The sequence below is a fragment of the Sphingomonas sp. SRS2 genome (assembly GCF_000971055.1).
In the GTDB taxonomy this organism is placed as follows: Bacteria; Pseudomonadota; Alphaproteobacteria; order Sphingomonadales; family Sphingomonadaceae; genus Rhizorhabdus.
Genome location: NZ_LARW01000066.1, coordinates 86,938 through 113,654 on the forward strand (window position 1 = coordinate 86,938; position 26,717 = coordinate 113,654).

Sequence of the window (26,717 nt, forward strand, 5' to 3'; positions counted from 1 at the left end):
GTCATGACCATTATCGGCGTCGCCCTCTCGACGGCGATCCTCATCCTGCTGTGCCTGGGCGATCCAAAACGTCGGCGCACCGCGCGGCTCGACGGTACCGAAATGGGCACGGCCACGCGGCGCACCTTGACGGTGCTGGCCTGCATGCCCGGGCTCTATTTCGCGCTGACCGGGTCGGGCGCCGCCTTCTTCATCTGGCTTGGCGGTTGCGGCGTCGCCGGCTGGCTGATCGCCTTATTGTTCCGCCAGCCCGGACAGAACGCCGCCTGAGTCGATCGGCCGTGCGACCGTTTCCCGGCTCGCGATCCGCGCGATCGCCTCGTCGAGGGTGACGCGCAGCACCGGCACGCCGCCCGGAAAGGCATCAAGCAAGCGCGATGGCGTCGCCGCGCCGAGCAGCACGAAGTGGCCGCGATCCTCCGCGCTACGGATCAGCCGCCCAAACGCCTGACGCAGGCGTGCGCGGACGATCCGGTCGTCGAAGACGCTGCCGCCACCCGCCGCCTTGCGCGCGGCATGCAGGACGGTCGGGCGTGGCCAGGGCACGCCCTCCATCACCACCAGCCGCAGCGAATCTCCGGGCACGTCGACGCCGTCGCGCAATGCGTCGGTGCCGAGCAGCGACGCATGCGGATCGTCGCGGAAAATGTCGACCAGCGTGCCGGTGTCGATCGGGTCGACATGCTGGGCATAGAGCGGCAGCCCGTCGCGTGCGAGACGGTCGGCGATGCGGGCATGAACCGCACGCAAACGCGAGATCGCGGTGAACAGGCCGAGCGTGCCGCCACCCGCCGCCTGGATCAGCCGGTGATAAGCCTGACCGAGCTGGGCGACATCGCCGCGCTTCAGGTCGGTGACCACCAGCACCTCGGCATGGTTGGCATAGTCGAACGGGCTCGGCACCGCGACATGGCGCGGGGCGTGGTCGAGATAGGGCACGCCACTGCGCGCTTCGGCGATCGTCCAGTCCTCTCCATCGCGCAGCGTCGCCGATGTGACGAGCACGCCATGCGCGGGTTTCAGCACCGTTTCGGCGAGCGGGCGGGCGGGGTCGAGCCAGTGGCGGTGCAGGCCGATATCGAACTCACGACCTTCGACCCGATCGACCGCCAGCCAGTCCACGAAATCGGCGTCGATCGGTCCACCGAGCCGGGCGAGCATCGACACCCAGGCGGCGACGAGCTGGCCGCGCTGGTTGAGCCCCGCGATCGCCCCTTCGATCCGCGCCCGCGCCTGTCCGTCGAGCCAGTCGGGACCGTCATCCATCACCGCCGCCAGCCTTTGCCGGAGCCGCGCCATCGGACGCACCAGTGCCTCGAGCGCTTCGATCGCGGGCTGGGCCGCGTCGATCAGTTCGGGATCGGGCTCACCGACATCGGTTTCGAGTCCATAGCCGGCGTCCGCCGCACTGGCGCGGGCGTAGACGGTAGCGCGGGCGGCCGCGAGCAGCTTTTCGACGGGGCCGAGCGGAAGATTCTCGCCGAGCCGGCCGAGCCAGCCATCGGCGGGGAGTAGCGTCGCGGCGGCAGAGGCCGCCTCGATCGCCAGCGCGCCTTCCTCGTCATAGCTCGCCACATCGGACAGGCGGGCGGACAGGCCGCGCCGCCGTCCGCGCGCCTTGGCTTCCGGGCCGATGATCCAGCGCCGGAGCTCGATCGCCTCCTGCCCGGTCAGCGCCGCCGCGAAGGTCGAATCGGCGGCGTCGAACAGGTGATGGCCCTCGTCGAAGATGATCCGGCCGAGCGGATGGCCCTCGTCCGCGCGCCGCTGGGCGAGGATCATCACCAGCGCATGATTGGCGATGACAATCTCGGCGGATTCTGAGGCGCGCGCCGATCGCTCGATGAAGCATTTGCGGTAATGCGGGCAGCCCGCATAGACGCACTCGCCGCGCCGGTCGGTCAGCGCGGTCGATCCCGCCCGCCGGAACAGGGTAGGCAGCCAGCCGGGCAGGTCGCCGCCGACCATGTCGCCGTCGCGGCTATACATTGCCCAGCGCGCGATCAGCTGCGCAAGGATCGCGGCGCGGTTCTGGAACCCGCCTTGCAGCGCGTCTTCAAGGTTGAGCAGGCAGAGATAATTTTCGCGCCCCTTGCGGACGACCACCTTCTCGCGCCGCACGGCCGGATCGGGGAAGAGGCGCCGCGTCTCGAAATCGAGCTGTCGCTGGAGCGCCTTGGTATAGGTCGAAATCCACACCGCGCCGCCGGCCTGTTCGGCCCAGAGCGATGCGGGGGCGAGATAGCCCAGCGTCTTGCCGATCCCGGTGCCTGCTTCGGCAAGGACAAGGTTGGGGCGGCCTTCGCCGAGCCGCGGATCGAAGGCGCGGGCGTTCGACACGGCATAATGCTTCTGCCCCTCGCGCGCCTCCGCCGTCGTGCCGACGAGCGTGGCGAGCCGGTCGAGCGTCTCGGCGTCGCCGAGCTGGACGTTGCGCGGCTGCGGACGCCCGCCGGCTTCGTCCCATTCGGGCAGGCGCGCGAACAGGCCGCGTTCGGGCTGCGACGGTTCGCGAAGGACCTGCCGGATGGCGCGGGTCCAGGGCCAGCCCAGCCGGCCGAGCGACTGAGCGCTGTTCCATGCGCCTTGGCGTTCGGCCCAGCCTTCGGGCTCGGCCATCCGCCCCAACAACGCCGTCGCGGCCTCGATCAGGAAAACCGGAGCGCGGGCGTCATCGATCGGCGGGGGGAGGCCCAGCGTGCGGGCGAGACCCGCGGGGGTCGGCACCGCGAAGCGCGCCGGATGGACGAAGGCGAACAGTTCGAGCAGGTCGAGACCGGAAAATTCGGCGATGCCAAGGCGCGTCGCGGTCACGGCCGCGTTGAGCACGATCATCGGCGTCTCCGCCGCCCGCGCCGCCGCCTCGCCACGCCCGATCCCCCGGACCTCGCCATTGGGGGAGGCGATCCAGATGCCACCATGGGTGGCGTAGAGCGCCGGATAGGGGAGGTCGGACGACATCGAATCTACATGTAGGAGACGGAGAACGATTTAGGAACACCCCAACCTCCTCTGTCATTCCTGTGGAAGCGGGAATCCACGGTAAGGGCGTACAAGAGGCTCTTGCGCACCGCTGTCCACGGATTCCCGCCTCCGCGGGAATGACAATTGGGGGGAGGGCGACGATTGTTGATTCGGGCGCAAGGCACGCTACAGGAGCGCGATATGTCCGACAGCATCACCCCTGCCGCCCTGCGCGAAGCCGCGCTCGTTTCCAAGGCTTGGCCTTATGAAGAGGCGCGCAAGCTGCTCAAGCGCTATGAGAAAGGCGCGCCGGCAAAGGGTCATGTCCTGTTCGAGACCGGCTACGGTCCTTCGGGCTTGCCGCATATCGGTACTTTCAACGAAGTGCTGCGCACGACGATGGTGCGCCAGGCCTATCAGGAGCTGTCGGACGTCCCGACCCGGCTGATCGCGTTCAGCGACGACATGGACGGTTTGCGCAAGGTGCCCGACAACGTGCCGAACCAGGAGATGCTGCGCGGCCATCTCGGCAAGCCGCTGACCAAGATCCCTGATCCGTTCGGCAAATATGAGAGCTTCGCGCATCACAATAACGCGATGCTGCGCGAATTCCTCGACCGCTTCGGCTTCGATTATGATTTCCGCTCGTCGACCGAAGCCTATGAGGGCGGGGAGTTCGACGAGGCGCTGAAGAATATATTGCGCCATTATGACGCGATCATGGGCGTCATGCTGCCAACGCTGCGCAAGGAGCGCCAGACGACCTATTCGCCGGTGCTGCCGGTCAGCCCGAAGAGCGGCATCGTCCTGCAGGTGCCGGTCGAGGTGATCGACGCCGAGGCCGGCGTGATCCGCTTCGACGATGAGGGCGAGACGATCACGCAGTCGATCCTGAGCGGCAAGGCGAAGCTGCAGTGGAAGGTCGACTGGGCGATGCGCTGGGTCGCGCTGGGCGTCGATTATGAGATGTCGGGCAAGGACCTGATCGACTCGGTCACGCAGTCGTCGAAAATCTGCCGCGTGCTCGGCGCGCGTCCGCCCGAGGGCTTCAACTATGAGATGTTCCTCGACGAAAAGGGCGAGAAGATCTCCAAGTCGAAGGGCAATGGCCTGACCCTCGAACAATGGCTGACCTATGGCCCCGACGAGAGCCTCGCCTTCTACGCCTATCGCGAGCCAAAGAAGGCCAAGCAGCTCCACATGGGTGTGATCCCCCGCGCGGTCGACGAATATTGGCAGTTCCGCGGCAATTATGCCGGACAGGCGGTCGAGCAGAAGCTGGGCAATCCGGTCCACCATATCCATGGCGGCAAGCTACCCGAGGGCGAGCTTCCCGTGACCTTCGGCCTGCTGCTCAATCTCGTCGGCGTGATGGGCGAAGCATCGAAGGAACAGGTCTGGGGCTATCTCGCCAATTATGTGGCCGATGCGTCCGCAACCAAATATCCCGAGCTCGACCGGCTGATCGGCCATGCCCTCGCCTACCATCGCGATTTCGTCGCGCCGACGCTCAGCCGGCGCAAGCCTGCCGCGAACGAGGCGGCGGCGCTGCGTGCGCTCGACACGAAGCTGGCCGCGATGCCGACGGAGGCATCGGCCGAGGACATCCAGAACGAGGTCTATGCGATCGGCAAGGACGAGGCTTATGGCTTCGACTCGCTGCGCGACTGGTTCAAGGCGCTCTACGAAACCCTGCTCGGAGCCGAGCAGGGGCCGCGCATGGGCAGCTTCATCGCCCTTTACGGCATAGCCAACAGCCGCAAGCTGATAGCCGAAGCGCTCGCCTAGAGTTTGTTTCAGCGAAGCTGAAACGGCGGTGCCGGCCCCCCCCCCCACCCAACCTCCCGATATATTACGCTGGATCGGGAGGTTGGGTGGGGGAGCGGGCCGGCACCGCTTCCACGTAAGTGAAACCGACTCTAAACAGCTTGATAGAGGTTAGTTCTCCGCGCCACGGGGAAACCCAGCGCGCCCGGCGCGTTACGTCCCCCGGTCCATTCCCCTTTCGGACTGACATACGCGCCAACGCGCAGTGTCGGCCGCGCCGTTGCGTATCATGCGGCGCGGCCACCAGGGGCGTTATTTCGTCGCCTCAATCCAGGCGCCGATCTTTGCCTCGAGCACGCCCATCGGCAGCGACCCGGTGTCCAGGACCTGGGCATGGAAGGCGCGCGGATCGAACTTCGCGCCGAGCGCTTTCTGCGCGAGCGCCTTTTCCTTGAGGATCGTGAGCGCGCCGATCTTGTAGGCGAGTGCCTGTCCCGGAATGGCGATATAGCGCTCGACCTCGGCGGTCGCGTCGGCCCTGCCGATGTTCGAATGGGTCAGCATGTAATCGAGCGCCTGGTCACGGGTCCAGCCCTTGGCGTGGATGCCAGTGTCGACCACAAGCCGCATCGCGCGCAGCATCTCGTCCGAAAGACCGCCGAAGCGCTGATAGGGGTCGGTTTCCATGCCCAGATCGCTCCACAGCGTCTCCGCATAGAGTGCCCATCCTTCGACAAAGGCGGTGTTGCCGCCGAAACGCATGAAGGCGGGCAGCGCCTCATTCTCCTGCGCCAGGCTGATCTGGAAATGATGCCCCGGCACCGCTTCATGAAGATACAGCGTCTCCATCCCCGGCGTGGTCCGCGATTTCAGATCATAGCTATTGTAATAGAAGGTGCCGGGCCGCGATCCGTCGGGGGTGCCCTGCTGATAGCTGCCGCCCGCCTCGGTCTTCTCGCGATAGGGCTCGACCGCCTTGATCTCAAGCGGGCTCTTCGGGATCAGCGAGAACTGCTCGCGTACGCGCAGGTCCACACGCTTGCCGATGCGGAAATATTCGTCCCGGATCCATGCCGCGCTTTCGGGCTGGAATTTAGGATCGTCGCGCAAATAGACGAAGAATCCGGCGAGCGTGCCCTTATAGCCGACCTGCTTCTTGATCGCTTCCATCCCGGCTGTGATCCGGGCGACCTCGCTTAGTCCGAGCTGGTGAACCTCCTCGGCCTTGAGCGGCAGCGTGGTGTTCGATTCGATCAGATAGGCATAGAGCCTGTCGCCGCCCTTGAGCCCGCTCAAGCCCACGCTGTCGCGCGCAACCGGCAGATATTCGGTCTTCAGGAAGCCGCGCAGGCGGGTGAGCGCAGGCAGGATGCCGTCGCGGATAGCCGCCGCCATCGCGCCGCGCAGCCTTGCCTGATCGGCGGCGGAGATACCCTCGGGGAAGGTCTTCACCGGGCCATAATAGGTCGATCCCTCGACGCCCTGGGCGATCTGCATGTCGAGCTGCTCGATCATATTGTTGACCACCAGCTTCGGCTCGACGATCCCGGCCTTCATCCCCTCGCGGAAACGGCCGATCCAGCGGTCGACCATGATGATATAGTCGCGGTGGCGCCTAAGGTTGTGCTCGTAATCGACGACCGTCTTGAATGGCGCGGCGCCCTCGCCGGAGGCGAAGCCCGGATAATATTTGTGGAAGCCCGCGAAATGATCGATCGGCTGGGCCTTGGTGATCTCCAGCAGTCCGGGTGAGTAAGCCTTCAGGCCGAATTCGGTCTGCCATTTGAAGACGTCATAGGCGATCTGGTTGGTGGGGGTCAGCCTGGTGCGATCGATCTTCTTCAGCGCGGCGAGGTCGGCTTCGCCGGCGGCGCGCTCACCCTCATAATAGGCGTCGCTTACATAATCGCCGAGCCGGTCGGCATAGCGCGTGTCGCCGCGATATACCGCGCTGATCGGATTACGGCGCAAAGAAGCCTCGTCGCTGTCGTGAAACAGCTTGAGCAAAGCGGCGTCGGTGGCTGAGGGCTGTGACGCCGCCTCCGGCGCAGCGATGGCCGGGGACAACGGCTGCAGGGCGAATGCGGACAGGGCGGTAGCGAAGAACAGAGTCTTGCGGATCATGGTGGAGGGCATCCTGAATGTGATGCCCTGTGCTATGCCTCTAACACAGCAGATGCAAGCAGCCCCGGCATCGGGGGAAATGCCGGGGCTGCGATGCTCTTCCGTCTTACCAGAAGAAGCTGTTGTGGACCTCGATTACTCGGCCGGTGCGGATATTCACGAGAACCACGTCATTGCCGTAGCGGACCCAGCGATTGTAGCCGGTCGTCCGCGGCAGGCGATAACGATACGGGTCCGAGATCACATAGCGCGAGCTGTAATAATGCGGCTGGAAGCGGTAGCCGACGCCCACGGGACGATAAGCGTAGCCGCGCGGGCCGACATAGGCGGGGCGGCGATAGACATCGCGGTTGGACCTGCGATAATCGCGCCAGTCACTGCGGGCTTCCTGCCGCGCGTCACGCAGGTCCCTGCGGGCCTCGCGGACATCGCGGCGGTCGCCATATGCCTGCGCCTCACGCAGGTCGCGGCGCTCCTCACGGACGTCACGCTGGCTCTCGCGCGCTTCGCGCAGCGACTGCGCGGGGGCGATCGATGGGACCGCAACGGCGGCCATAAGCCCCAGGATGATCGGTGTACGCATTGGATTACTCCTTTCACTCTCCGAATCTTGTTTGCGGCGGGCTCAATGGTCCGGGACCGCCACAGGTTCCTGATTCGCACAGTGCGCCTGAACCCGGCGGGAATGGATTGGTCAGCGAAATGAAAGGATTTGGGAGCGTGGCTTGATTTTCTGCTCCGCCGAAAAGCCGCAGGGAGCGGCGGCGGCTGCATGGACCATGCGTCGCCAAAACAGCGAAAGGCCCGGTGGCATCGCTGCCACCGGGCCTCCTCGGCCACTCTCCTTGCCGAACTCTCTTTAGAGGAAGAAGGAGTAAATGATGTCTACGATCTCGCCATCGCGGGTGTCGACCAGCACCACGTCGTCGAAGTAGCGGACCCAGCGATAGGGGCCGTATGCCGGCGGCAGGCGATAGTAGGACGGATCGTTGATCCAGTAGCTCGAACTGTAGAAGAACGAGTCGAAGCGATATCCGGGGGACCAGCGGCGATAGCTGTAACCATGGCGCGAATCATACCGCCCCTGGCGATAGATGTTCCGGTTATGCTTGCGATAATCCTGCCAGCTATAACGCCGGTCGTTGCGCCAGTTGCGGTCCCAGCGGTCATTGTCGCGCCGGTCCCAGTCGCGCCCGTTCCAGTCGCGGCGGTCGGTCGTCCAGCGGCGGTTGCCGTCATTGCGGTTGTTGCGATCGCGGTCGCGCTCCCAGTTCTGGCCCCGATCGCCACGACCAACGGCGCGATCGCCGTCGCGAGTGCGATCGCGATCCCAGCGACGGTTGTCGCCATCGCGATTGCGATCGCCGCGATCACGATTTGCGTCGGTGGCGCGCACGGCATTCTCGCGACGCTGCTCTACCCCGCGGGTTGCTCGATCGTCGCTACGATTACGGTCGCCGCCCTGCCATTGGCGACGATTCTGGCCGGCATCGGTCCGCATGCTTTGCACGGGGGCAGGGCGCTCGACGGCGCGCTGGGCTTCGCGGGCCTGGCTGACCGCCTCACGGCGGGCATCGCCATTAACCTGCGCACCCGCGCGGGCATCACCGCGATAGCGGCCACGTTCCTGGGCCTGTGCCGCGATCGGTGACACCATCACCGCCCCCAGCAGCAAACCGATCATCATCCTTGAAGGGTTACGCATCGGAAATACTCTCCAGACAGGCGGCGTGCTGCCACCCTTGCCGTCCTTGTGCGCCCCGGCAACTGAGCCGATGCTGAACCTCGTTGTCAGCATCCAGAAAGAATAGCGTTCAATCGTCCTTGCGTGAATCATTCGGCGCGGCCCGTCCGGGGGTCAGCGCCGGTATGGCTTGCGCCGCATCGGCGGGATCGATGCCGGGCGGTGGCGCGGCGGCGATCGTCTCGGCGCCGGCCATCACCCGGCCAGCGCGGCGAATCGCCCGTCGAATGCGGGGATAGGTGCCGCAGCGGCAGATATTGGTCATCGCCGCATCGATTTCCGCATCGGTCGGACTGCGGCTTTTTTCGAGCAGTGCGGCGGCGGCCATGATCATGCCGGACTGGCAATAGCCGCACTGGGGCAGGTTTTCGGCCACCCAGGCCTGCTGCACCGCATGGCCGCGATCGCGCGACAGCGCCTCGATGGTCGTGACGAAGCTGCCTTCGATCGTGCCGATCGGCAGCTGGCAGGACCGCATCGGCTGGCCATCGACATGAACGGTGCAGGCGCCGCATTGGCCCGCGCCACAGCCATATTTCGTGCCGGTGAGATTGGACGCGTCGCGGAGCGCCCAAAGCAGCGGCGTTGCGGGGTCCATCTTGTAATGAATGGGCTGGCCGTTGACCGTAAACCTTGTCATGCCTCGTCATAGCGCGAAGCGCCGAACGGCACAGCGCAAAAAATACCGCGTTTCGCTTGAAGAATCATAGGGCGGCTGGTAGGGGCGGCGCTTCACGGCGCGGATCGCTTTCCGCGACGACACGCTGTTTTGCGTTGAAGCTGGAGACACCGTCGGATCGGCGGCGTGGCTGGCTCGCTCCGCAAATGATTGGAGAATTGGGTTTTTTATGCAGATCATCGTTCGCGATAACAATGTCGACCAGGCCCTGCGCGCGCTCAAGAAGAAGCTGCAGCGCGAAGGCGTTTATCGCGAAATGAAGCTGCGCCGTCATTACGAGAAGCCTTCGGAAAAGCGCGCCCGCGAGCGTGCCGCCGCGATCCGCCGCGCCCGCAAGCTTGAGCGCAAGCGCATGGAGCGTGACGGCGTCCGGTAAGAACAAGGCGTTATCCGGCGTCCGGGTCCACCGGGCGGCGGCCAGTCCATCATTGCCATAGAGAGCGAGCCGCCCATGTCCGAAGTGACCGCCGTCCCCCTTCGTCCGATCGCGAAGGGCTCGCTGGTGAAGCTTTGGGTAGGAATTGCGGCGGTTGTCGCCATCGGCGTGGGCGCTGCCTATATGAGCACCGCCAGCCAGGTCACGATGGCGATGTCGCCCGCGGAGTTCATGGCTTCCAACGGCAAGCATGGCGACGTCGTGACAACCCCTACGGGTCTTCAATATCAGATCCTCGAAGAAGGCAGCGGCCCCAAGCCGGGCCCGTCCGACATGGTTCTGGTCAACTATGACGGCAAGCTTCTGAGCGGCAAGACCTTCGATTCGACCAAGACCGACGGCAAGCCGCGGCCGATGCCGATCGGCGGGACGATTCCCGGCTGGACCGAGGGCATCCAGCTGATGAGCCAGGGTGCGAAATACCGTTTTTGGATGCCGCCGGAGCTCGCTTATGGCGAGCAGGGCGCGGGCGGGGTGATCCCGCCGAATGCAGTTATTACCTTCGACGTCGAATTGCTGGCGATCGCACCGGCCCAGATGGGCGCGGGCGGTATGCCGGGCGGCCATGGCGGGATGTAAATCCGACAGGTTCGATACTGAATAGGAGAGGATGGGGCTGCAGCGATGCGGCCCCATTCTTTTATGGCGATAGCGGCTGTTTGTCGCTTGGCGCAGCGTGGCGATACCGGGCGTGGCTCACGATCTGATTGCACCAGATCGGCCGATCCAGTTCCTTGGTTTTAACGCGATTTCCGAACGGGCAGATGATCTTACTGCCTCGAAATCGCTCTATTCCGCCGGGCGCTTGGCGCGTTCTTCCAGGAAGACCTTGATCATCGCCACGATCGGATCGGCGAGCGCCAGGCCGACGATGCCGAACAGCGTCCCGAATAGCAGCTGCGCGCCGAGGATCAGCGCCGGGGCGAGATCGACCGAGCGGCGCGCGACCCATGGGACGATGATATTGCCGTCGATCACCTGTACCGCGACATAGATGATGATCGCCCAGATGCCCGTGTCGAACCCGGCGGAAAAGCCGACCAAGATGATCAACACGCCGGAGATGATCGATCCGATATTGGGCAGGAAGGCGAGCAGGCCGGTGAGCAGACCAAGCAGCGCCGCCATCGGCACCCCGGCGATCGACAGGGCGATGCCGGTGCCGAAGCCCTCTACCGCCATGCCGATCAGCCGGCCGAACATCAGTCTGCGCATGGTGAAGCCCATCCGCGCGGTCGTCGCGTAGAAATCGGCGCGCTTCTCGATCGGCAACAGCCAGGCAAAGCCACGTTCGTAGAGCCGAGGTTCGGCGGCGATGAAGACGCCGAGCACGAGGATCATCGCAATGCTCGACACCGCGCCGAGCGCGGTACCCACCCAGCCGGTCAGCCTATCGAACGATCCCATCAGTTCGCTGGCGACCGCCTGGCCGCCGCCCGTCTTGGGCATCAAGCCGCGCGCGTTAGCCCATTCGAATACGCGGGTGAGCTGCGTTTCAACGACGGTGCGTAGCGCCTCGAACTGGCCGGCGATCTGCGATCCGGCGAAATAAACCGTCCAGGTGATGAAGGCGACCACCGCGAGGCAGGTGATCAGCAGCCGCCAGCCGCGCCCGATCGGCAATATCCGGCCGAGCAGCCTTGTGCCGCCGTCGAGCATCGCGGCGAGGACCAGTGCCGCGAATACCAGCAGCAGCGGCTGGACAAGCAGCACGACCAGCGCGATCGCGACGGCGAGACCGAGCCAAATGGCCGCCTTATGGAGTTCGTAGATGGTCGCCGCCGAGCGGCTGTCCGACGGACCGGGCTGCTCGGGCTTGCGGATGGCCATCGCCTCAGCGCGCCTCGCGGTCGGGATGCAGGCTGGTGCCGGCGCGTCCGCCACGCAACGCCTGGATCCAGCTCAGCGGGTTCCAGAGCTTGGTCGTGCCGTCCAGCGAGAAGGTGATAAATTCGGCGCGGCCGCCGAGATTCTCGAAGGGAATGGGTCCGCCCAGGCCATTGCGCTCGGCCGGAACGCGGCTGTCGGCCGACTGATCGCGATTGTCGCCCATCACCCAGACATGATCCGCCGGGATGGTGATCGCCGGGACATCGTCGATCTCGGGCATGTAGCCCAGGTCGATCGTGTCGTAGCTGCGGCCGTTGGGAAGCGTCTCGCGAAAGCGGGGCAGCGCGCAATAAAGCTTGCCGTCGGGACCGGTGATACGGAAGCGGGCGACGTCATATTGATCGCACGGCACATTGGCGTCGACCGGGATCATCGCCGGAGACACGGGGGTCCGCCTGACCGGCACGCCGTTGATCACGACCACGCCGCCGCGCACTTCGAGCCGGTCGCCAGGGAGGCCAATCACGCGCTTGATGAAATCGGTGTCCGCCTGCGGCGGCTTCAGGATGACGATGTCACCGCGTTCGGGTAGCCGGCCCAGCAGCCGGCCCTGAATGAACGGCAGGATATGGAAGCTCGGCGACACATAGGACCAGCCATAGGGATATTTGGTCACCACCAGCCGGTCGCCGGTAATCAGCGTCGGCATCATCGATTCGGACGGGATATAGAATGGCTTGGCCACGAAGCTGTGGAAGCCGAGCACCGCCAGCACGAGCCAGAATATACCGCGGGCCTCGGCCAGCCAGTCTGTACCTTGCTTCTTGGGAGTTACCGGCGTTTCGGCCGGGGTGGCGGGCAGGTCGCTCGCATTGTCCATATCGTCACTCGGCTGATCGCTCACGCGATCCTCTCCTTAAAGCGGACGCGCATACAGGATAACGAACGCCTGCGCCCAGGGATGATCGTCGGTCATCGTAAGATGTACCTCGATGGCGTGGCCCGGCGGCGTCAGCGCGTCAAGCCTTGCCTTTGCCCCACCGGTCAAAACCAGCGTCGGCGCCCCGCTCGGCAGGTTGGCCACGCCGATGTCCTTCATGAAGACGCCTGCCCTGAAGCCGGTGCCGACCGCTTTCGAATAGGCTTCCTTGGCGGCGAATCGCTTCGCATAGGTGCCGGCGCGGGTGAATGGCCGACGCTCCGCCTTGCCGCGTTCGACATCGGTGAAGACGCGGTTGAGGAAGCGTTCGCCGAAGCGATCGAGCGAATTCTGGATCCGCTCGATATTGCACAGGTCGGAGCCAATGCCGACGATCACCGCGCCTCGTCCATCATCGCGCGCATCCGCGCCACCACCGGGCCCAGCCCCTCGAAGATCGCCTCCCCGATCAGGAAGTGGCCGATGTTGAGTTCGGCGATCTGCGGGATGGCGGCGATGGGGGTCACATTGTCGAAGGTCAGGCCATGGCCGGCATGTGGTTCGATGCCGTTCTTCGCGGCGAGCGCGGCGGCGTCGGCAATGCGGCGCAGCTCGGCGGCCTGCGCCTCGCCTTCGCTATGGGCGTAGCGACCGGTGTGGAACTCGACGACCGGCGCGCCGAGATCCAGCGCGGCCTCGACCTGGCGTGGGTCGGGTTCGATGAACAGGCTGACGCGGATGCCCGCATCGGCCAGCCGGGCGATCAGCGGCTTGAGGTGATTATGCTGCCGCGCCGCGTTGAGCCCGCCCTCGGTAGTCACTTCCTCGCGCCGTTCGGGAACGATGCAGGCGGCATGCGGGCGATGTTTCAGCGCGATCGCCACCATCTCCTCCGTCGCCGCCATCTCCATGTTCACCGGCAACTGGATCGCGCCGATCAGGCGGCCGATATCTTCGTCGATGATATGGCGGCGATCCTCGCGCAGATGCGCTGTGATACCGTCCGCGCCGGCTTCGCTCGCGATCAGCGCGGCGCGGATCGGGTCGGGATAAAGCCCGCCCCGCGCGTTCCGAATCGTCGCGACATGGTCGATGTTGACCCCGAGGCGAAGCTTGTTCACGCCACGACCTTCGCGCGGCTTCCCGGCTTGATCGCGGGAATCGCGGCAAGTTCGGGGGGCAGGGTGTCGACGGCGTAGGTCGGCACCTCGATCCGGATCAGCGGATAGAATGGGACGCCGAGGTCGGCGGCGCCGTTCGACCGGTCGACCAGCGAGGCCGCGGCAATCACCTCACCGCCTGCTTCCTCGACCGCCTTGATCGCTTCACGCGACGACAGGCCGGTGGTGACGACGTCCTCCATCAGCAGGACCTTCTGCCCAGGCTCCAGCCGGAAACCGCGGCGCAGGCCGAACACGCCCTCCGGCCGCTCGACGAACATCGCATCGAGGCCAAGCGCACGGCCCATCTCATGCCCGGCGATGACTCCGCCCATCGCCGGCGAGACGACAGCGCCGAGCTGAATCTTAATCTTGTCGGGAATCTTGAAGGCAAGCGCCTCGGCCAGCCGAGCCGCGCGGGCCGGATTCATCAATACCCGCGCGCATTGCAGATAGCGGGGGCTGCGCAGCCCCGAAGACAGGATGAAATGGCCTTCCAGCAGCGCTTCCGCCGCCCGAAATTCGGCGAGTACCTCTTCATCCGTCATCGTCATCCATCCCGTCGCGCGCTGCGGCTTTGCAGCACTTGCTCAGATAGAGGCAGGATATATTCGCTTCAACCGCTTGCATTCGGCGGCAAGCGGTGCTTGAGGCACAGCGAAGCCGCGCCTATAAGGCGCTCGATTTCGTAGGGCCCGACATCAGGCAGGCGCGGATCCAACCGCGCTTCACGGGGGTAAGATGAAGACGTTGAAGACATTGATGATGGCGCTTTCGCTGGCCGCCGTACCGCTGGCGGCACAGGCTCAGGAGGTAACTCCGGCCACGGCAAGCGCCGAAGCCGCGGCTCCCGCCGCAGCTGCTGCGCCCGCGTTCGCGCACCGCGCACCGGAGGCCGATATCGGCCAGCCGATTCCCGGCGGGTTCAAGATTCAGCCGCAAGTCACCGCGATCGGTGAGGAAGCGCAGTGGTTCCACGATATCCTGCTGATGCCGATCATCACGATCATCTCGATCTTCGTCCTGCTGCTTCTTGCCTATGCGATGATTCGCTTTCGCGCGAAGGCGAACCCGGTTCCGTCGAAGACCTCGCACAACACGCTGATCGAGATCGTCTGGACGCTCGTTCCGGTTCTCATCCTGCTGGTGATCGCGGTGCCGTCGATCCGGCTGCTCGCGAACCAATATGCCCAGCCCAAGCCCGATTTGACCATCAAGGTGATCGGCAACCAGTGGTACTGGACCTATCAATATCCGGATAACGGCGATTTCGAGCTGGTCTCGAACATGCTGCCCGATGCTGAAGCCAAGAAGCGCGGCGAGCCCCGCCTGCTCGCGGTCGACGAGCGCGTCGTCGTTCCGGTCAATTCGATCGTCAAGGTGATCGTCACCTCGAACGACGTCATCCACAGCTGGGCGGTCCCCGCCTTCTGGACCAAGATGGACGCCGTTCCCGGCCGCCTGAACGAAACCTGGTTCAAGGCCGATCGCGAAGGCCTCTATTATGGCCAGTGCTCGGAATTGTGCGGCGCCCGCCATGGCTACATGCCGATCGCAGTCGAAGTGGTCTCGAAGGACAAGTTCGCCGAATGGGTCCGTTCGAAGGGCGGCAAGATGCCGGGCGAGGAAGCGGCCGCCGCGCCAGCCCCGGCCGCCACGCCCGAAACCGCGACGGCAGCGCCTGCCGCCGACGCTGCGGTGCCGGGCACTGCGGCGCCTGCCGCGCCGACCACGTCCCAGCCTGCGACCGCGCAGAACTAAGGCCAGACAGATGACCGACACCACAGCATCTCCCGCTCATTTCCAGGCGCATGACGACCATCATCATGATGGCGATCACAAGCCGGCCTTCTTCGCGCGCTGGTTCATGTCCACCAACCACAAGGACATCGGGACGCTCTACCTGATTTTCGCGATCATCGCGGGCATCATCGGCGGCGCGATCTCGGGCCTGATGCGCGCCGAACTGGCGCATCCCGGCATCCAGTATCTCCAGACCTGGACCGTGCTGATGGGCGGCTCGCCCGATTTCGACACCGCGCTCCATATGTGGAACGTGCTGATCACCGCGCATGGCCTGATCATGGTGTTCTTCATGGTCATGCCGGCAATCATCGGCGGTTTCGGTAACTGGTTCGTGCCGATCATGATCGGCGCACCCGACATGGCCTTCCCGCGGATGAACAACATCAGCTTCTGGCTGCTCATCCCAGCCTTCGCGCTGCTGCTCGGCTCCACCTTCTTCGGCGGCGGCACGGGCAATGGCGCGGGCACCGGCTGGACGGTCTATGCTCCGCTGTCGACCAGCGGCTCGGCCGGCGCGTCGGTGGACATGGCGATCCTGTCGCTCCATCTCGCGGGCGCCTCTTCGATCCTCGGCGCGGTCAACTTCATCACCACCATCTTCAACATGCGCGCGCCGGGCATGACCCTGCACAAGATGCCGTTGTTCGTGTGGTCGGTGCTGGTCACGGCCTTCCTGCTGCTGCTGGCGCTGCCGGTGCTCGCCGCGGCAATCACGATGCTGCTGACCGATCGCAACTTCGGCACGACCTTTTATGATGCGTCGGGCGGCGGCGATCCGGTGCTCTATCAGCACCTCTTCTGGTTCTTCGGCCACCCCGAAGTGTACATCATGATCCTGCCGGGCTTCGGCATCATCAGCCAGATCGTCTCGACCTTCTCGAAGAAGCCCGTGTTCGGCTATCTCGGCATGGCCTATGCCATGGTCGCGATCGGCGTCGTAGGCTTCGTCGTGTGGGCGCACCACATGTTCACCACGGGCATGTCGGTCGACACCAAGATGTATTTCACCGCCGCGACGATGGTCATCGCGGTCCCCACCGGCATCAAGATCTTCTCGTGGATCGCGACGATGTGGGGCGGTTCGATGACGTTCAAGGCGCCGATGCTCTGGGCGATCGGCTTCATCTTCCTGTTCACGGTCGGCGGCGTCACGGGCGTCGTCCTCGCGAACGGCGGCGTCGACAACTATATGCACGACACCTATTATGTGGTCGCGCACTTCCACTATGTGCTGTCGCTCGGCGCGGTCTTTTCGCTGTTCGCGGCCTTTTACTACTGGTTCGGCAAGATGACCGGCCGGATGTACAACGAGGTCCTGGCCCAGATCCACTTCTGGCTGTTCTTCATCGGCGTGAACATCCTGTTCTTCCCGATGCATTTCCTAGGCCTTGACGGGATGCCGCGCCGTATCCCGGATTATCCGGATGCGTTCGCCAAGTGGAACCTGGTCGCCACCGACGGCTATATGCTGATGGCGTTCAGCATGATCTTCTTCTTCGTCAACGTCTTCTGGTCGATGGCGAAGGGCAAGAAGGCCGAAGGCAATTATTGGGGCGAAGGGGCGACCACGCTGGAGTGGACGCTGTCGAGCCCGCCGCCGTATCACCAGTTCGAGCAACTGCCGCACATCGGCGACGATAACGCGCACTGATCTGGCGGCGAACACCGGAAAAATGGGCCGCCGCTTCGACGACCAGTCAAAGCGGCGGTTTCATTAAGGACGCGATGTAGAGACCATGGCGAGTAAAGCTTACCCAGTTGCAATCCCGGCCGCCGCCGATTGGCGCGACTTCCTCGCGCTGACCAAGCCGCGCGTGCTGACGCTTGTGGTGTTCACCGGCCTGTGCGGGCTGCTCGCGGCGCCGCATACGATCAACCCGGTGATTGGCTTCACCGCGATCCTGTGCATCGCGCTGGGCGCTGGCGCTGCCGGAGCGCTCAACCAGTGGTATGAGGCGGATCTCGACGCGCTGATGGCGCGCACCGCCGACCGGCCTCTGCCCGCCGGGCGGATGGACCGTCAGTCGGCGCTCCACTTCGGCGTCGGGCTTGCCGTCTTTTCGGTGATCCTGATGGGGCTGGCGGTCAATCTGCTGTCGGCCGCAATTCTCGCCGTTTCGATCCTTTTCTATGTGGTGGTCTATACCATCTGGCTGAAGCGCCGGACCCCTCAGAACATCGTCATCGGCGGTGCGGCCGGGGCCTTTCCCGCCTTGATCGGCTGGGCGGCGGCGACCGGGCAGGTCGAGACGCTGCCGGTGCTGCTGTTCGCGCTGGTCTTCCTGTGGACGCCGCCGCATTTCTGGGCGCTCGCGCTGTTCATCAACTCGGATTATGCCCGCGCCGGGGTGCCGATGCTGCCCGCCGTCGCCGGCCAGCGCGCCACGCGTATCCAGATCATGCTCTACACCCTGCCGATGGCCGCTGCGGCGGTCGCTCCGTGGGCGATGGGGCTGACCGGGGCGATCTACGGCATCGGCGCGAGCCTGCTGTCGGGCTTTTTCCTGCTGCTGGCGTTGCGCGTCGGCTTCAGCGGCGAGAGCGACCAGGCGAAGATGAAGCCCGAGCGGCAACTCTTCGGCTTCTCGATCCTCTATCTGTTCCTCGTGTTCGGCCTTCTGGTTGCCGATAAGATGGTGCTGGCATGAGCTTCACTCCCGACGAACAGGCCGAGATTCGCCGCCGGCAAAGGTCGCGTGCGGTGGTCACCGCGCTGGTGCTGGGCGCGCTCGTCATCCTTTTTTACGCGATCTCCATCGCCAAGATGCTGTGAGCGCCGCCTTTTATCCCAAGGACCGCAATGTGCGGGTCGGCCTGCTCGCGCTGCTGATCGCGCTGGCGATGCTGGCGCTCGGCTTCGCCGCAGTGCCGCTGTACCGCCTGTTCTGCCAGGTCACGGGCTTTGGCGGCACGACGATGCGCAGCGCGACCGGCATCGCTCCGGGCGAAGTGGTAGGCAAGCTGGTCAACGTCCGCTTCGACGCCAATGTCTCGCCATCGCTGCCCTGGCGCTTCGAGCCGGAGAAGAACGTCGCGCGCGTCGCGATTGGCGCGCGGCAAATGGCTTTCTTCACCGCGACCAATCTGTCCAACGTGCCGATTACCGGCACCGCGACGTTCAACGTCACGCCTGAGCAGGCAGGCGCCTATTTCACCAAGATCCAGTGCTTCTGTTTCACCAGCCAGGTGCTCAAACCCGGCGAGACGATCCGCATGCCGGTGATCTATTATGTCGATCCCGCCATCCTCAAAGATAAGGATGCGCGCAATCTCAACGAAATAACCCTGTCCTACACCTTCTTCCCCGACAAATCCGCTGTGGATTCCGGACGGGCAGGCGGTTAAGGGACGATCCATCAGACCATCAGGGGCACGGAAATGGCCGGAGCGAAGAGCCACGATTATCACATTCTACCGCCGAGCATCTGGCCGTTCATAGGCTCGATGTCGGCGCTGATCATGGCGTCGGGCGCGATCATGTGGATGCACAAGGCGGCCTTTGGCGGCTATGTCTTCTTCGCCGGCCTGATCGGCGTGCTGTTCACGATGTTCAGCTGGTGGTCGGACGTGATCCGCGAGGCGCATGCCGGCGATCACACGCCGGTCGTTCAGCTTCACCTGCGTTACGGTATGATCCTGTTCATCGCCTCCGAGGTGATGTTCTTCGTCGGCTGGTTCTGGGCCTGGTTCGATTTCTCGCTCTTCCCGGTGGCGCTCGAGGTCAAGGAAGGCGTCGTCTCGATCATCGAGGGGCCGAACAGCATCACCCATGCCGAAGGCATCTGGCCGCCCAAGGGCCTCGAGGTCATCGACGCATTCCACCTGCCGCTGCTCAATACGCTGCTGCTGCTCTGCTCGGGCACCACGATCACCTGGGCGCACCATGCGCTTATCCATGGCGATCGCGATGGCCTTAAGAAGGGCCTGTGGCTGACGATCATCCTGGGCTCGGTGTTCAGCGCCGTTCAGGCCTATGAATATATGCATGCCCCGTTCGGCTTCAAAGGGCTGAACTATTCGGCGGCTTTCTTCATGGCGACCGGCTTCCACGGCTTCCACGTGCTGATCGGCACGATCTTCCTGATCGTCTGTCTGGTACGCACCTATCGCGGTGATTTCACCCCGAAGCAGCATTTCGGCTTCGAGGCGGCGGCCTGGTACTGGCATTTCGTCGACGTTGTCTGGCTGTTCCTGTTCATCGTCGTCTATGTCTGGGGCGGCTGGGGCGCACCGGTCCACGGCTGACCCGCCGGACGGCATGAGATATCTGGGGGCGCGGTGGCGGGGAAAACCTGCCACCGCGCCCTTTCTTTTGAAGCGGAAGGATTCCGATGCCCGAAGCGCCCGCGCCGATCCCCCCCCCGCCGCTCGATGCGGCGATACGAGGGCTGTGTCCGCGCTGTGGGACGCCGGGGCTGTTCGCCAGCTTTCTGCGCTTCGCCGATTTGTGCCGGGGCTGCGGGCTCGACTATCGCGCCTTCAATGTCGGGGATGGCGCGGCGGCCTTCCTGATCATGATCGTCGGCGGGCTGGTCTGTCTGCTCGCGATCATCGTCGAACTCAGCTACGCCCCGCCGCTCTGGCTGCACCTGCTACTGTGGGCGCCGCTGACGCTGATCCTTACGGTCGGCCTGTTGCGGATCGCCAAGGGCCTGCTGCTCGTGCTCGAATATAAGAACGCCGCCCGCGAAGGGCGCCTCCGGAAGCCCGACTGATGCGCCGTCTCCCGATAATTCCAACCCTGGTCGTGGCCGCCGCGCTGGCGGCGATGATCGCGCTCGGCATCTGGCAGCTGCGCCGCGCCGAATGGAAGGAAAGCCTGCTCGCCAGCTACCGCGCCAACGCCGGGTCACCCGCGCTGTACGGCCTGCCTGCGGCGTTGCCGATCGACGCGCTGGCCTTTCGCCGCGCGCATGTCCTGTGCCGGGTTACGACGAAGCCGATCCAGCTCGGCGGGGTAAACCAGCGCGGCCAGACCGGATTCCGCAATATCGTCGGCTGTGCGCTGATCGACAGGCGGGTGATCATGGCCGATCTCGGCTGGAGCGCGATCAATGCCCGTCCGGGCGCACCCGAAATCGGACAGCGAATTGAAGCGGACGGGCGAATCATTCCCGACGATGTGCTGGCGAAGCGGGTGCTGGGCAAAACTCCGGGCGCGACGCCGTTGCTGCTGGTGCTCGACGGCGCTGTGCCGGGCTTCTCGCCCAGCGTGCCGCCATCGATCGAGACGATCCCCAACAACCATCGCGGTTATGCCGGGCAATGGTTCCTGTTCGCGGGTGTCGCGCTGGTCATTTACATCCTCGCGCTGCGACGGCGGCGCTCCGACGCCATGCGCCGCTGATTAGGTAAGAACCGGCATGGGCAACGGGCTCGACAAGCGCTCTGCCATGCGCTTCAACCCGGGCGATGCATGACTATGGCAGAATGCGGCGCGCGGCGCCGTTGTGCATCTTCTCCCCAAACATATTCGACCATTGTTCTTTCGAGAGGCGCTGCCGAAGCCCAACATAGCTCTGCGGTACCTTACAGTCGGGATGTCCTAGCGCGCGCTGCACTGCGGGACGAGAGCCGATCGACTCCAGCCAGCGTGCCACGGCCGGTAAGTCATATGGCTCGGTGCCCATTAAGCTGGCCCAGAATCGAGCGGGCCAGATTGCGATATCGGCGATGGAATAGCTCGTCCCGGCGACGAACGGAGCATCCTGCAGCCGGTGATCGAGGACAAGGAGCAGCCGCTTCAGTTCCTTGCAATATCGCTCGATAGCATATTCATTTCCGTCGGGCGCATAGCGGGTGAAGTGGCTGGCCTGTCCGCCCATCGGGCCGATCGAGGCGACTTGCCATGTGAGCCAACTCAACGTCCGCCAGCGTTCCGCGCCTGCCTGGGCCAGCAGCTTGCCACTCTTTTCGGCAAGATACTGAAGGATAGCGCCAGATTCGAAGATCGGTAGTGGCTCCTCGTCGAGTGCCGGCTTGGTATCGACGATGGCCGGGAGCTTACGGTTAGGATGTATCAGCGCATAATCCGGTGCCAGCTGATCCCCCCTGAAGATATCGTAGTGAAGGATTTGATACGGCAGGCCGATCTCTTCCAGCATTATGACTATTTTCATGCTGTTAGGTGTCGGTGCGAAATGCAATTCGATCATCGGCCTAGTCCTAAGTCCAGGTGGCCTAAGCGGTCGGAGCACCAAAGATCATAGAAACATGCGCGGAATCCAGATACTCCTTGCAACGGTAGATTTTGCCATCTCGGAAGAACAACAGGAAGTGATAGTCGCTGGCATATGTGTCGCCGTTAGTAAGCGGCATATTCCCCTTGGCGGTCAGGCAGACGCGATCGGCCTCGCCGGTCATATCGTCGAACCGAAAACGGATTGGGCCGGCAGCATTTGCAAATAATTTTTCGAAATTGGCGAGCCACGCCTGTTTGTCATAGTTGCCGGAAAAGATGGTTGATGGGGATACCCACCATTTCAGATCCTCTGTGACCAAGCCCGCTATAAGATCGATATCGGCGGCCGAGATCGCATCGAATAGCGCCAGCGCGGCGCGCTTGTTAGCATCCAGCGCACCTTCGGCTCGCGCACCACTGGAGCCGGAGGGCGAGGCTGCCAGGTCAGGTTGGGGTAACTCGACACAGCTCATCTCGCCCTCCTCAAGCCAATAGTTAGAATTTGAAGGTTGCGCCGGCGCCATAGACACGGGGGTCGCTCACGGCGATCGAGGCGATGCCGCCAAAGCGAAAGCCGTTCGTGGGATGACGTTCGTCGGTGAGGTTGCGGCCGAAGGCGTATAGTTCGAGCCCATTGCGCAGCGCCAACGATGCCCGCGCATCCAAGCGATGCCATCCGCCATTGCTCAGCTGGACTTCATTGACTGAGCTGAAATAGCTGTTGCTTTCCCAAGCATAGTTCGCGCCGAGCTTCAGGGTGTTATCCCCGAGCGCGAATTCATAGGTCGCGCCCACGCCACCCGACCATTTCGGCGCTTCGTTCAGTGCGTTGCCGCGACGATCTGCGCCCGGCAATCCGTTAACCGAGCAGAGCGGATCGCCATTTCCGGGCGTTCCTGCCGTGATGGTTTCGCAAAATCGCGTGTAATGAGCGTTGGAATAAGTGGCCTGGGCATTGAGGGTCAGGCCAGCCATCGGCCGGAATATGAGCTCAGCCTCCCCGCCCTTTACGGTCGCAGCGCCCGCATTTTCCACCGTGGTTATGCCCAAGGCGACGGTGCGGCGAAGCTGAATGTCTTTGTAGTCATAATAGAAGGCAGCGAGGTTAAGGGTGATCATTCTGTCAAGGAACTGAGACTTGATGCCGGCCTCATAGGCCCACAGCGTCTCGGGGTTGAAAGTATTCACCGGATTGCCCGCACCTGGCAGATAGGCGTAGCCAGGCGATTGATAGCCCTTGTTCACCTTAGCATAGAGGAGAATATCGCGGGATAACTTGAAATTCACGCCCGCCGACGGCAGCCAAGCCGTATCGGAAACCTCGCCGACCAGCGGCTTCGCCGTGCCGTTGGAGGAGTAGTCGATCGTGAAATCGCGCTTTTCGTAGTTGAAGCGCAGACCCCCGACAATGGTCACCTTAGGCAGCAGATCGAACTCAAACTGCCCGAATCCGGCCAGTGCGTTGAGATCGCTTGTGGTGCGCGGCTGCGGGTTCCGATCGAGTTGGGCCTTGGTGAAGGCCGGCGGATTGATAGCGAGTTCCACCTGTGCCTTTTCGTTGAAGTAATTCGCGCCGACCGTGAAGCGAAAGCGGTCTCCGGCATAAACGCCGCGGATTTCCTCGCTGAAAGTCTCATTTTTGTTGGAGAACATCGGGTGAATGAGAGCTGCCGCACCGCCGTCGATGTCATAGACGGTGAAGAAGTTAAAGCGACGGTAGCTCGAGATCGAGGTAATGGTAAAATCAGTGGCGGGATGGACGTTCATTGTGAGCGCGACGCCGCCCGTGGTTAGCCGGGTCCGGATTTGACTTTCGAGATCGGTCGTCACGCTGTCCTTGGCGAAGCTCTGTTTTCGGCCGACGAGGTTCGATGGCGTGAAGAGATCGTCCGACAATTTGTGCGTGTAGTCGGCCGACAGCATGGCGTCGAAATTGTCGTGATTGTCATAGGCCAGCTTGATACGAGCCGAATAGGACTCGTTGCCGCCTATACGGTGGCCGGTAAGAGTGTTCCTGAAGAATCCGTCGCGACGATTGTAACCGCCCGACAGACTCGCGCTCAGGTCGCCGACAAGTGGACCGCTGACATATCCGCCGACAGACGCCGCATTGTAATTCCCGTAGCTGGCGTCGAACTTCCCCTCTAATTTATCGCTCGGGGTGTACGTGATAATGTTGATCGCGCCAGCCGTCGCGTTTCGCCCGTAGAGCGTTCCTTGGGGGCCGCGGAGCACTTCGACGCGCTCGACGTCTTGCAGGCCGAAGAAACCGGCATCGGGTTTTGAAAGATAAACCCCATCGAGGTAGATGGCGGTGGCTTGATTGGCGCCGATCGGCACCGCCTGCCCAGCCACGCCGCGCAGCGACACGAGATTCGTCGCGTTAATGCCGGCCGATCCTGTAATTGACAGGCCCGGCACACTGCCCTGAAGATCGACGATGCTGCCCGCGCCGCCTTGGCTCAAAGACGCCGGACCTAATGCACTGATCGCAATCGGAACATCCTGCAGCCGCTCGGAACGGCGCTGCGCGGTTACGACGATGTCGGCAACAGTAGCGCCATCGGCGGGCGGGGAGGCCGCGCTGTTCGATGCATTGCCAGGAGACGCGGTGTCTTGGGGTGCCTGAGCATGAACAGTCGACGGCACGACCGCGAAGCAGGCCGACCCCAATAGGATCGGCAACAAACGGCGGCGAGATCCCGGCTGAGCAACATCTTGTGAGTGAGCCAATTCATCCTCCCTTTTGTGTAATTGGGGGTATGTCTAGAACCGTTCGGATCAATTACAATTTGAAATATCCAATCCACTGATCTGAAAATCAGATCGCAGGTGGCCCTGATGCTGCACCGTTTGTCCCGGGCTATGGCGATGTCGTCGCCACTGAGTAACCTCATATGTCGCGGGTTAGGATGATGCGATTCCTCCTTAGGGCGCCGCCATTGCTCGCCATTGATCGAAAAATAGACGCAAATGCCAATATATTTGCAATTGTCGCGGCTATTTATCCCGCCTAGCAAGGGCGGCGTGATAACAGGATGTTTCCGATGGATGGGAAGACAACAGGCGAGGGTTCCGATGACGAGCAGGCTCTGCGCTACGGCCAGGGTGTGCTTGGTGGCGTCCGTGTACTGGATATCGCGACCTTCGTAGCAGCCCCGTTCTGTGGGACAATTCTGGCGGATTTCGGTGCCGAGGTGATTAAGATCGAGCAGCCGGAGACTGGCGACAGTCTGCGCAAATTTGGGAGCATAACCGAGTGTGGTGATACGCTGGTATGGCTGAGCGAGGCACGAAATAAGAAGAGCGTGACGCTCAACCTAAGCTCGCCTGACGGCGCGGCAATGTTTCGTCGGCTGGTCGCCCAGTCGGATGTGGTGCTCGAAAACTTCCGCCCCGGCACACTTGAAAAATGGGGAATCGGGTTCGAAACGCTCATTGATATTAATCCGCGTCTGATCATGTTGCGCGTGAGCGCTTATGGGCAGACCGGTCCGATGAAGAACGAGCCGGGCTTCGCGCGGATCGCTCACGCCTTTGGCGGGCTGTCCTTTTTGGCGGGCAATGCAGACGGGCCACCCGTCGTGCCTGGGTCGACATCGCTGGCCGACTATATTTCGGGCATGTGGGGCGCGATCGGCGTGCTTTTGGCGTTGCGGCATGCCGACGCCACGGGATGCGGGCAGTGCATCGATATCGGCCTATATGAGAGTATTTTTCGCCTGCTGGACGAATTGGCCCCGGCCTATGCGAAATTCGGCACAGTTCGTGAGCGGATGGGTGCGGACACGGTCAATGTAGCGCCCCATAGCCACTATCAGACGCTGGATGGCAGATGGGTCGCTATCGCCTGTACCAACGACCGCATGTTTGGGCGGCTGGCGGAGACGATAGGCCAGCCCGAATTGGCAGGCATGCCCGATTTCGCCACGTCGCTCGCGCGATCGGAAAATCGCGAGCGAATCAATGCGATCGTGAGCGCCTGGACGACGAGCTTGCCGCTTGAGGCGCTGCTGGACATTTGTCGCCGCGGGCAGGTCCCTTGCGGACCGGTTTATTCGATCGAGGATATTTTCGCCGATCCACAGTATAAGGCGCGCCGCAATCTCATGACCGTCGTCGATCCGCGTGTCGGGGAACTGACGATCCCGGCGGCTATGCCCTCGCTGTCGGAAACGCCTGCGCGTTTCCGACACACGGGCCGCTCGCTGGGCGCGGATACGACCGATGTCTTGCGTGACCTGCTCGGGCTCGACCGGCCCGGCATTGATCGACTGCGGCGTGCTGGCGTGGTTTGATGATTAATGGAAAAAAGACCTATGGTTGAACCCCGCGATCTCCCACAAACACCAAGCCTCCGCCTCGGCGGCAAGCGCGCGCTCGTCACGGGAGCCGGTAGAGGCATTGGCGCCGCCTGCGCAGTCGCTCTGGCCCAGGCTGACGCGACAGTCACGCTCGCCGCACGGACGGAGCATGAAATTGTCGAGTTAGCCGAGGCAATTGTGAGTGCTGGCGGTCGTGCCGATCATATGGTGCTCGATCTCGTCGATTTGGACGCGATCGAAGCGGCGGTGTCCGGCCGCCCACCTTATGATATATTGGTCAACAATGCGGGTACCAACCGACCGGCAGCCTTTCTCGAGGTTGCACCGGAAGATTTCGACGCGGTGCTGGCGTTGAATCTGCGCGGGACCTTCTTTCTGTCTCAGGCTGTTGCCCGGACAATGGTGCAGGCCGGCCGAGGCGGTTCGATCATCCATGTCTCTTCGCAAATGGGGCATGTCGGCGCCCGTGACCGGACCGTCTATTGCGCGAGCAAACATGCCCTTGAGGGGCTGACCAAGGCGATGGCTGTCGATCTCGGAGCGTTCGGCATCCGCGTCAATTCGCTTGCGCCGACCTTCATCGAGACCGAGCTTACCCGGTCCTTCCTTGCCGATCCGGCCTTCCGCGCCGATGCTCTTGGCAAAAGCAAGCTCGGACGATTTGGGACGGTAGAAGACATGATGGGTGCCGTCGTGTTCCTCGCCTCGGACGCCTCCGCGCTGATGACGGGATCGGCCATGATGCTCGACGCGGGGTGGACGGCGGACTAGCGCTTCGTGAC

Annotated in this window: 27 protein-coding genes; 14 read left to right on the forward strand and 13 right to left on the reverse strand. The window is 63.4% G+C overall.

Annotation, left to right across the window (positions count from 1 at the left end; genetic code table 11):
* The first annotated feature begins 3 nt into the window (after window positions 1-3).
* Window positions 4-270, forward strand: a complete 267-nt coding sequence (locus WP12_RS07065) for a hypothetical protein (RefSeq protein ID WP_235399024.1) — start codon at window positions 4-6, stop codon at window positions 268-270.
* Here the strand turns inward: WP12_RS07065 and WP12_RS07070 are convergent.
* Window positions 235-2,961, reverse strand: coding sequence for an ATP-dependent DNA helicase (locus WP12_RS07070; protein WP_046192996.1), 2,727 nt, complete (start codon window positions 2,959-2,961; stop codon window positions 235-237). The genes WP12_RS07065 and WP12_RS07070 overlap by 36 nt on opposite strands.
* Window positions 2,962-3,165: 204 nt before the next feature.
* On the opposite strand from WP12_RS07070, the gene WP12_RS07075 reads away from it, so the two are divergent.
* The gene (locus WP12_RS07075) at window positions 3,166-4,752 is read left to right on the forward strand and encodes a lysine--tRNA ligase (protein WP_046192997.1); all 1,587 of its coding nucleotides are present in this window, start codon (window positions 3,166-3,168) and stop codon (window positions 4,750-4,752) included.
* 291 nt (window positions 4,753-5,043) lie between these two features.
* Here WP12_RS07075 and WP12_RS07080 read toward each other — a convergent pair whose 3' ends face one another.
* The 4 genes from WP12_RS07080 to WP12_RS07095 form a co-directional block, all read right to left on the reverse strand.
* On the reverse strand, window positions 5,044-6,855 hold the full coding sequence (locus WP12_RS07080; RefSeq protein WP_046192998.1) for a DUF885 domain-containing protein: 1,812 nt from the start codon (window positions 6,853-6,855) through the stop codon (window positions 5,044-5,046).
* A gap of 106 nt (window positions 6,856-6,961) precedes the next feature.
* Entirely contained in the window at window positions 6,962-7,438 is a 477-nt protein-coding gene (locus WP12_RS07085; RefSeq protein ID WP_046192999.1) for an RcnB family protein, read from the reverse strand.
* Window positions 7,439-7,714: 276 nt separating this feature from the next.
* On the reverse strand, window positions 7,715-8,539 hold the full coding sequence (locus WP12_RS07090; RefSeq protein ID WP_046193094.1) for an RcnB family protein: 825 nt from the start codon (window positions 8,537-8,539) through the stop codon (window positions 7,715-7,717).
* A 130-nt stretch (window positions 8,540-8,669) separates the two neighbouring features.
* The gene (locus tag WP12_RS07095) at window positions 8,670-9,239 is read right to left on the reverse strand and encodes a (2Fe-2S)-binding protein (protein WP_046193000.1); all 570 of its coding nucleotides are present in this window, start codon (window positions 9,237-9,239) and stop codon (window positions 8,670-8,672) included.
* A 208-nt stretch (window positions 9,240-9,447) separates the two neighbouring features.
* Here WP12_RS07095 and rpsU point away from each other — a divergent pair, with 208 nt between their 5' ends.
* Window positions 9,448-9,654 carry a 30S ribosomal protein S21 gene (gene rpsU, locus WP12_RS07100; RefSeq protein ID WP_029548939.1) on the forward strand — a complete coding sequence of 69 codons (207 nt, stop codon included), beginning with the start codon at window positions 9,448-9,450 and terminating at the stop codon, window positions 9,652-9,654.
* A gap of 75 nt (window positions 9,655-9,729) precedes the next feature.
* On the forward strand, window positions 9,730-10,293 hold the full coding sequence (locus WP12_RS07105; protein WP_046193001.1) for an FKBP-type peptidyl-prolyl cis-trans isomerase: 564 nt from the start codon (window positions 9,730-9,732) through the stop codon (window positions 10,291-10,293).
* 210 nt (window positions 10,294-10,503) lie between these two features.
* Here WP12_RS07105 and WP12_RS07110 read toward each other — a convergent pair whose 3' ends face one another.
* The 5 genes from WP12_RS07110 to pyrE are packed head-to-tail and all read right to left on the reverse strand — an operon-like array spanning window position 10,504 to window position 14,171.
* Window positions 10,504-11,544, reverse strand: a complete 1,041-nt coding sequence (locus WP12_RS07110; protein ID WP_046193002.1) for an AI-2E family transporter — start codon at window positions 11,542-11,544, stop codon at window positions 10,504-10,506.
* Window positions 11,545-11,548: 4 nt separating this feature from the next.
* The gene (gene lepB, locus WP12_RS07115; protein ID WP_046193003.1) at window positions 11,549-12,424 is read right to left on the reverse strand and encodes a signal peptidase I; all 876 of its coding nucleotides are present in this window, start codon (window positions 12,422-12,424) and stop codon (window positions 11,549-11,551) included.
* A gap of 36 nt (window positions 12,425-12,460) precedes the next feature.
* Window positions 12,461-12,862: a holo-ACP synthase gene (gene acpS, locus WP12_RS07120; protein WP_046193004.1), complete on the reverse strand. Its 402-nt coding sequence runs from the start codon at window positions 12,860-12,862 to the stop codon at window positions 12,461-12,463.
* Window positions 12,859-13,584 carry a pyridoxine 5'-phosphate synthase gene (locus WP12_RS07125; RefSeq protein WP_046193005.1) on the reverse strand — a complete coding sequence of 242 codons (726 nt, stop codon included), beginning with the start codon at window positions 13,582-13,584 and terminating at the stop codon, window positions 12,859-12,861. The genes acpS and WP12_RS07125 overlap by 4 nt, the downstream gene beginning before the upstream one ends.
* Complete coding sequence (pyrE, locus tag WP12_RS07130) at window positions 13,581-14,171, reverse strand: orotate phosphoribosyltransferase (protein ID WP_046193006.1); 591 nt, start codon at window positions 14,169-14,171, stop codon at window positions 13,581-13,583. Before pyrE ends, WP12_RS07125 begins: the two co-directional genes overlap by 4 nt.
* A gap of 193 nt (window positions 14,172-14,364) precedes the next feature.
* On the opposite strand from pyrE, the gene coxB reads away from it, so the two are divergent.
* The 8 genes from coxB (at window position 14,365) to WP12_RS07165 (ending at window position 20,776) form a co-directional block, all read left to right on the forward strand.
* Complete coding sequence (coxB, locus tag WP12_RS07135; protein WP_046193007.1) at window positions 14,365-15,384, forward strand: cytochrome c oxidase subunit II; 1,020 nt, start codon at window positions 14,365-14,367, stop codon at window positions 15,382-15,384.
* 10 nt (window positions 15,385-15,394) lie between these two features.
* Window positions 15,395-17,080: a cytochrome c oxidase subunit I gene (gene ctaD / locus WP12_RS07140; protein WP_046193008.1), complete on the forward strand. Its 1,686-nt coding sequence runs from the start codon at window positions 15,395-15,397 to the stop codon at window positions 17,078-17,080.
* An 85-nt stretch (window positions 17,081-17,165) separates the two neighbouring features.
* The gene (locus WP12_RS07145) at window positions 17,166-18,077 is read left to right on the forward strand and encodes a heme o synthase (protein ID WP_046193009.1); all 912 of its coding nucleotides are present in this window, start codon (window positions 17,166-17,168) and stop codon (window positions 18,075-18,077) included.
* Window positions 18,074-18,202, forward strand: a complete 129-nt coding sequence (locus WP12_RS26210; RefSeq protein ID WP_268794727.1) for a hypothetical protein — start codon at window positions 18,074-18,076, stop codon at window positions 18,200-18,202. The genes WP12_RS07145 and WP12_RS26210 overlap by 4 nt, the downstream gene beginning before the upstream one ends.
* Window positions 18,199-18,774 (forward strand): cytochrome c oxidase assembly protein, encoded by a 576-nt coding sequence (locus WP12_RS07150; RefSeq protein ID WP_046193010.1) that lies wholly within the window; start codon window positions 18,199-18,201, stop codon window positions 18,772-18,774. Before WP12_RS26210 ends, WP12_RS07150 begins: the two co-directional genes overlap by 4 nt.
* Window positions 18,775-18,807: 33 nt before the next feature.
* Window positions 18,808-19,674 (forward strand): cytochrome c oxidase subunit 3, encoded by an 867-nt coding sequence (locus tag WP12_RS07155; RefSeq protein ID WP_046193011.1) that lies wholly within the window; start codon window positions 18,808-18,810, stop codon window positions 19,672-19,674.
* A gap of 86 nt (window positions 19,675-19,760) precedes the next feature.
* Complete coding sequence (locus WP12_RS07160; protein ID WP_046193012.1) at window positions 19,761-20,144, forward strand: DUF983 domain-containing protein; 384 nt, start codon at window positions 19,761-19,763, stop codon at window positions 20,142-20,144.
* Window positions 20,144-20,776 carry an SURF1 family protein gene (locus WP12_RS07165; protein ID WP_046193013.1) on the forward strand — a complete coding sequence of 211 codons (633 nt, stop codon included), beginning with the start codon at window positions 20,144-20,146 and terminating at the stop codon, window positions 20,774-20,776. Before WP12_RS07160 ends, WP12_RS07165 begins: the two co-directional genes overlap by 1 nt.
* 73 nt (window positions 20,777-20,849) lie before the next feature.
* On the opposite strand, the gene WP12_RS07170 is transcribed toward WP12_RS07165, so the two are convergent.
* From WP12_RS07170 to WP12_RS07180, 3 genes are read right to left on the reverse strand one after another with little or no spacing between them, the layout of a single operon-like run.
* The gene (locus tag WP12_RS07170; protein ID WP_046193014.1) at window positions 20,850-21,584 is read right to left on the reverse strand and encodes a glutathione S-transferase family protein; all 735 of its coding nucleotides are present in this window, start codon (window positions 21,582-21,584) and stop codon (window positions 20,850-20,852) included.
* A 25-nt stretch (window positions 21,585-21,609) separates the two neighbouring features.
* Window positions 21,610-22,083, reverse strand: a complete 474-nt coding sequence (locus WP12_RS07175; protein WP_052730261.1) for a nuclear transport factor 2 family protein — start codon at window positions 22,081-22,083, stop codon at window positions 21,610-21,612.
* 22 nt (window positions 22,084-22,105) lie between these two features.
* Window positions 22,106-24,343, reverse strand: coding sequence for a TonB-dependent receptor (locus tag WP12_RS07180; protein ID WP_084691013.1), 2,238 nt, complete (start codon window positions 24,341-24,343; stop codon window positions 22,106-22,108).
* 314 nt (window positions 24,344-24,657) lie between these two features.
* Between WP12_RS07180 and WP12_RS07185 the strand changes: the two genes are divergently transcribed.
* Window positions 24,658-25,908, forward strand: a complete 1,251-nt coding sequence (locus WP12_RS07185) for a CaiB/BaiF CoA transferase family protein (protein ID WP_084691023.1) — start codon at window positions 24,658-24,660, stop codon at window positions 25,906-25,908.
* A 21-nt stretch (window positions 25,909-25,929) separates the two neighbouring features.
* A complete protein-coding gene (locus WP12_RS07190; RefSeq protein WP_046193016.1) occupies window positions 25,930-26,706 on the forward strand; it encodes an SDR family NAD(P)-dependent oxidoreductase in 777 nt (258 codons plus the stop codon).
* Window positions 26,707-26,717 lie beyond the last annotated feature (11 nt).

Bases quoted from the DNA above. Each gene is read 5' to 3' on its own strand.
- WP12_RS07065 (WP_235399024.1), top strand. From the start codon at position 4: ATGACCATTATCGGCGTCGCCCTCTCGACGGCGATCCTCATCCTGCTG.
- WP12_RS07070 (WP_046192996.1), bottom strand. From the start codon at position 2,961: ATGTCGTCCGACCTCCCCTATCCGGCGCTCTACGCCACCCATGGTGGC.
- WP12_RS07075 (WP_046192997.1), top strand. From the start codon at position 3,166: ATGTCCGACAGCATCACCCCTGCCGCCCTGCGCGAAGCCGCGCTCGTT.
- WP12_RS07080 (WP_046192998.1), bottom strand. From the start codon at position 6,855: ATGATCCGCAAGACTCTGTTCTTCGCTACCGCCCTGTCCGCATTCGCC.
- WP12_RS07085 (WP_046192999.1), bottom strand. From the start codon at position 7,438: ATGCGTACACCGATCATCCTGGGGCTTATGGCCGCCGTTGCGGTCCCA.
- WP12_RS07090 (WP_046193094.1), bottom strand. From the start codon at position 8,539: ATGATCGGTTTGCTGCTGGGGGCGGTGATGGTGTCACCGATCGCGGCA.
- WP12_RS07095 (WP_046193000.1), bottom strand. From the start codon at position 9,239: ATGACAAGGTTTACGGTCAACGGCCAGCCCATTCATTACAAGATGGAC.
- rpsU (WP_029548939.1), top strand. From the start codon at position 9,448: ATGCAGATCATCGTTCGCGATAACAATGTCGACCAGGCCCTGCGCGCG.
- WP12_RS07105 (WP_046193001.1), top strand. From the start codon at position 9,730: ATGTCCGAAGTGACCGCCGTCCCCCTTCGTCCGATCGCGAAGGGCTCG.
- WP12_RS07110 (WP_046193002.1), bottom strand. From the start codon at position 11,544: ATGGCCATCCGCAAGCCCGAGCAGCCCGGTCCGTCGGACAGCCGCTCG.
- lepB (WP_046193003.1), bottom strand. From the start codon at position 12,424: ATGGACAATGCGAGCGACCTGCCCGCCACCCCGGCCGAAACGCCGGTA.
- pyrE (WP_046193006.1), bottom strand. From the start codon at position 14,171: ATGACGGATGAAGAGGTACTCGCCGAATTTCGGGCGGCGGAAGCGCTG.
- coxB (WP_046193007.1), top strand. From the start codon at position 14,365: ATGAAGACGTTGAAGACATTGATGATGGCGCTTTCGCTGGCCGCCGTA.
- ctaD (WP_046193008.1), top strand. From the start codon at position 15,395: ATGACCGACACCACAGCATCTCCCGCTCATTTCCAGGCGCATGACGAC.
- WP12_RS07145 (WP_046193009.1), top strand. From the start codon at position 17,166: ATGGCGAGTAAAGCTTACCCAGTTGCAATCCCGGCCGCCGCCGATTGG.
- WP12_RS26210 (WP_268794727.1), top strand. From the start codon at position 18,074: ATGAGCTTCACTCCCGACGAACAGGCCGAGATTCGCCGCCGGCAAAGG.
- WP12_RS07155 (WP_046193011.1), top strand. From the start codon at position 18,808: ATGGCCGGAGCGAAGAGCCACGATTATCACATTCTACCGCCGAGCATC.
- WP12_RS07160 (WP_046193012.1), top strand. From the start codon at position 19,761: ATGCCCGAAGCGCCCGCGCCGATCCCCCCCCCGCCGCTCGATGCGGCG.
- WP12_RS07165 (WP_046193013.1), top strand. From the start codon at position 20,144: ATGCGCCGTCTCCCGATAATTCCAACCCTGGTCGTGGCCGCCGCGCTG.
- WP12_RS07170 (WP_046193014.1), bottom strand. From the start codon at position 21,584: ATGATCGAATTGCATTTCGCACCGACACCTAACAGCATGAAAATAGTC.
- WP12_RS07175 (WP_052730261.1), bottom strand. From the start codon at position 22,083: ATGAGCTGTGTCGAGTTACCCCAACCTGACCTGGCAGCCTCGCCCTCC.
- WP12_RS07185 (WP_084691023.1), top strand. From the start codon at position 24,658: ATGGATGGGAAGACAACAGGCGAGGGTTCCGATGACGAGCAGGCTCTG.
- WP12_RS07190 (WP_046193016.1), top strand. From the start codon at position 25,930: ATGGTTGAACCCCGCGATCTCCCACAAACACCAAGCCTCCGCCTCGGC.